The organism is Mesorhizobium sp. M5C.F.Ca.IN.020.32.2.1, from assembly GCF_004023105.1.
Classification (GTDB): Bacteria; Pseudomonadota; Alphaproteobacteria; order Rhizobiales; family Rhizobiaceae; genus Mesorhizobium; species Mesorhizobium wenxiniae.
Window position 1 is genome coordinate 1 of record NZ_RZSX01000766.1, and the last position, 3,068, is coordinate 3,068.

At 62.7% G+C, this 3,068-nt stretch carries 2 protein-coding genes and 1 pseudogene; all 3 read left to right on the top strand.

Annotation, left to right across the window (positions count from 1 at the left end):
* Positions 1-117 precede the first annotated feature (117 nt).
* Positions 118-1,158 carry a 2-hydroxyacid dehydrogenase gene (locus EOA86_RS28470; protein WP_065008366.1) on the top strand — a complete coding sequence of 347 codons (1,041 nt, stop codon included), beginning with the start codon at positions 118-120 and terminating at the stop codon, positions 1,156-1,158.
* Positions 1,159-1,207: 49 nt separating this feature from the next.
* The gene (locus EOA86_RS28475) at positions 1,208-2,725 is read left to right on the top strand and encodes a glycerol-3-phosphate dehydrogenase (protein WP_128344708.1); all 1,518 of its coding nucleotides are present in this window, start codon (positions 1,208-1,210) and stop codon (positions 2,723-2,725) included.
* Positions 2,725-3,068 (top strand): annotated as a pseudogene (locus EOA86_RS28480) (sugar phosphate isomerase/epimerase); the annotation flags it as partial. The gene EOA86_RS28475 and the pseudogene EOA86_RS28480, both read left to right, overlap by 1 nt.

Below are 3,068 nucleotides of genomic sequence, written 5' to 3' on the forward strand. Positions count from 1 at the left end.
ACCGAAAACTTGCCGCGATCTATGAGCGGGTGGCTCCGTCCTACACATTGGCGCATGAGGCGCTGCGGCCGGTCTGGCGGTCGATGGCCGCATCCAGGGCAAACTGAGAAGTCGAGCATGCGTAAGAAGATTGCAATCATTGGCGACCGCTTCATGCTTCCCGAGGTGTTTCGCGAGAAAATCGAGAAGGCCTGCGGCGACAATCTCGACATTCGTACCCTTGAGACAGCGTGGCCCGACGAGCCGATGGAGTTCGGCAATGCGGCGCTCGGCCTCGACAAGGTCAAGGAGTATTTTGGCGATCCGGACGAGGTGGTCGATTTCATCGGCGACGCCGAGATATTCGTCACCCAGCTTGCGCCGCTCTCCGAGACCATGATGCAGCGCCTGCCCACACTCAAACTGGTTGCGGTATCGCGCGGCGGCCCGATCAACATCGACATGGCTGCCGCCAAGGCCCACGGCGTCACCGTCGTCAATGTGCCCGGCCGCAATGCAAGTGCGGTGGCCGAGTTCACCATCGGTGCCATCCTTGCCGAGACGCGGCTGATCCGGGTCGGGCACGAAGCCTTGCGCAAAGGGGAATGGCGCGGCGATCTCTACCGGGCCGACCGCACTGGCCGCGAGCTCAACGAAATGACCGTCGGCGTTATCGGCTACGGCAATATCGGCACCAAGGTTGTCCGCCTGCTGCGCGCGTTCGGCTGCCGCATCCTGGTCACCGATCCCTACGTGCAACTGAGCGCCGAAGACCGCAATGGCGGCGTCGAACTGGTCGCGCTCGACGATCTCCTGTCCCGCTCCGATGTGGTCACGCTTCATCCCCGGGTGACTGAGGAGACCCGCAGACTGATCAACAAGGACACCATCGCCCGAATGAAGCCTGGGGTGATCTTCGTCAACACGGCGCGCGGGCCGCTGGTCGACTACAACGCGCTTTACGATGCGCTCGTCTCAGGCCATATCGGCAGCGCGATGCTGGAGACGTTCGCGGTCGAGCCGGTGCCTGCGGACTGGCCGCTGCTGCAGCTTCCGAACGTCACGCTGACGCCGCATATCGCCGGCGCATCGGTGCGCACGGTGACCTATGCGGCCGAGCAGGCGGCCGAAGAGGTGCGCCGCTTCATCGCCGGGCTCCCACCCGTCAATCCATGCTGAAGGTCGCGGCAGCCATGAAACACAATCCAGGCACCGAGGACCCGGCGAGATGAGCGGCGCCACTGAAATCGTCGACCTCTTCGTTATCGGCGGCGGTGTCAACGGCGCCGGCATCGCGCGCGACGCAGCCGGCCGCGGCTTGTCCGTCATTCTGTGCGAGAAGGACGATCTGGCCGAAGGCACCAGTTCGCGATCGGGAAAGCTCGTCCATGGCGGCCTGCGCTATCTTGAATATTACGAATTCCGGCTGGTGCGCGAGGCGCTGATCGAGCGCGAAGTGCTGCTTGAATCCGCTCCGCACATTATCTGGCCGATGCGCTTCGTGCTGCCGCACAGCCCTGACGACCGGCCGGCATGGCTGGTCCGGCTCGGCCTGTTCCTCTACGATCATCTCGGCGGCCGCAAGCGGCTGCCGGCCACCCGCACGCTCAACCTGCGCACCGCGCCCGAAGGCGCGCCGATCAAGGATGTGTTCAAGCGCGGTTTCGAATATTCCGATTGCTGGGTCGACGATGCCCGTCTCGTCATCATCAATGCGCTCGATGCCGCGGAGCGCGGAGCCAAGATCCTTGCCCGGACCGCCTGCACCGCCGCCCGCCGTGAAAACGGCCTGTGGTCGGTCGAGATGCGCGACAGCCGAACCGGCGTGACGACAACGGTTCGGGCACGGGCGCTGATCAACGCCGCCGGTCCCTGGGTCAACGACATCATCAACCGCGTGGCCGGCCAGAACTCCAAACGAAATGTGCGCCTGGTCAAGGGCAGCCACATCGTCGTGCCGAAATTCTGGGAGGGGCGGCAGGCCTATCTCGTCCAGAACAGCGACAAGCGCGTGATCTTCATCAACCCTTACCAGAACGATCTGGCGCTGATCGGTACCACCGACATCCCCTATGACGGGCGGCCGGAAGATGTGAAGGCTGATAGCAGCGAGATCGACTACCTGATCAAAATCGTCAACCGCTACTTCAAGCGCGAACTTGCCCGCGACGATGTCATCTACTCGTTTTCCGGCGTCCGGCCGCTCTATGACGACAACGCCGACAACCCCAGCGCGGTAACGCGCGATTATATTTTCGAGCTCGACGCATCGGCCGGGCAGGCGCCGTTGCTGTCCGTCTTCGGCGGCAAGATCACCACCTTCCGCAAATTGGCCGAGCACGCGCTGGATAGGATCGCCCCGTTCTTTCCGAAAATGGGCACGCGATGGACATCGAAAGGCTATCTGCCGGGTGGCGATATCGCTAATGCCGACTTCGAGCAGTTTCTCGGCGATCTCGGCCGCGAATATCCCTGGATGCCGGCATCGCTGGTGAAGCATTATGGCCGGCTCTACGGCACCAGGACGCGCGTTCTGGTCGGTGCGGCCAGGTCAGTCGCCGATCTGGGGCGGTGCTTCGGCAAAGATTTTTTCGAACGCGAAGCCAATTATTTGTTCGAATATGAATGGGCGCTGACCGCTGCCGACATTCTCGAACGGCGCACCAAGCATGGGCTGCATCTGTCCGCCGCAGAAAGAGCCGCCTTCGAGGACTGGTGCGCGAGCCGGCTGGTGAAAGCAAGCTGATGGCCTTTACGCTTTCTCTCAACACCAATCCGCTGGTCAACCGTTTCGCCGAACCGGACGATCTGATTGATGCGATCGCTTACGACATCGGCATCCGGGACGTGCAGCTCACGCATGAATTCGTCAATCCCGGCTGGCCGGCGGCGACGATCTCGAAATTCATCCGCCTGTTCCGCAACGCGCTCGACCGCACCGGCGTGTGCGTGAAGTCGGGGATGACCGGCCCTTATGGGCGGCTCAACCATTTCGGCCATCCGGACGCCGATGTGCGCCGCTACTATGTCGATTGGTTCAAGACCTTTGCCGACATTTCGGCCGAGCTCGGCGCGACCGGTATGGGGAC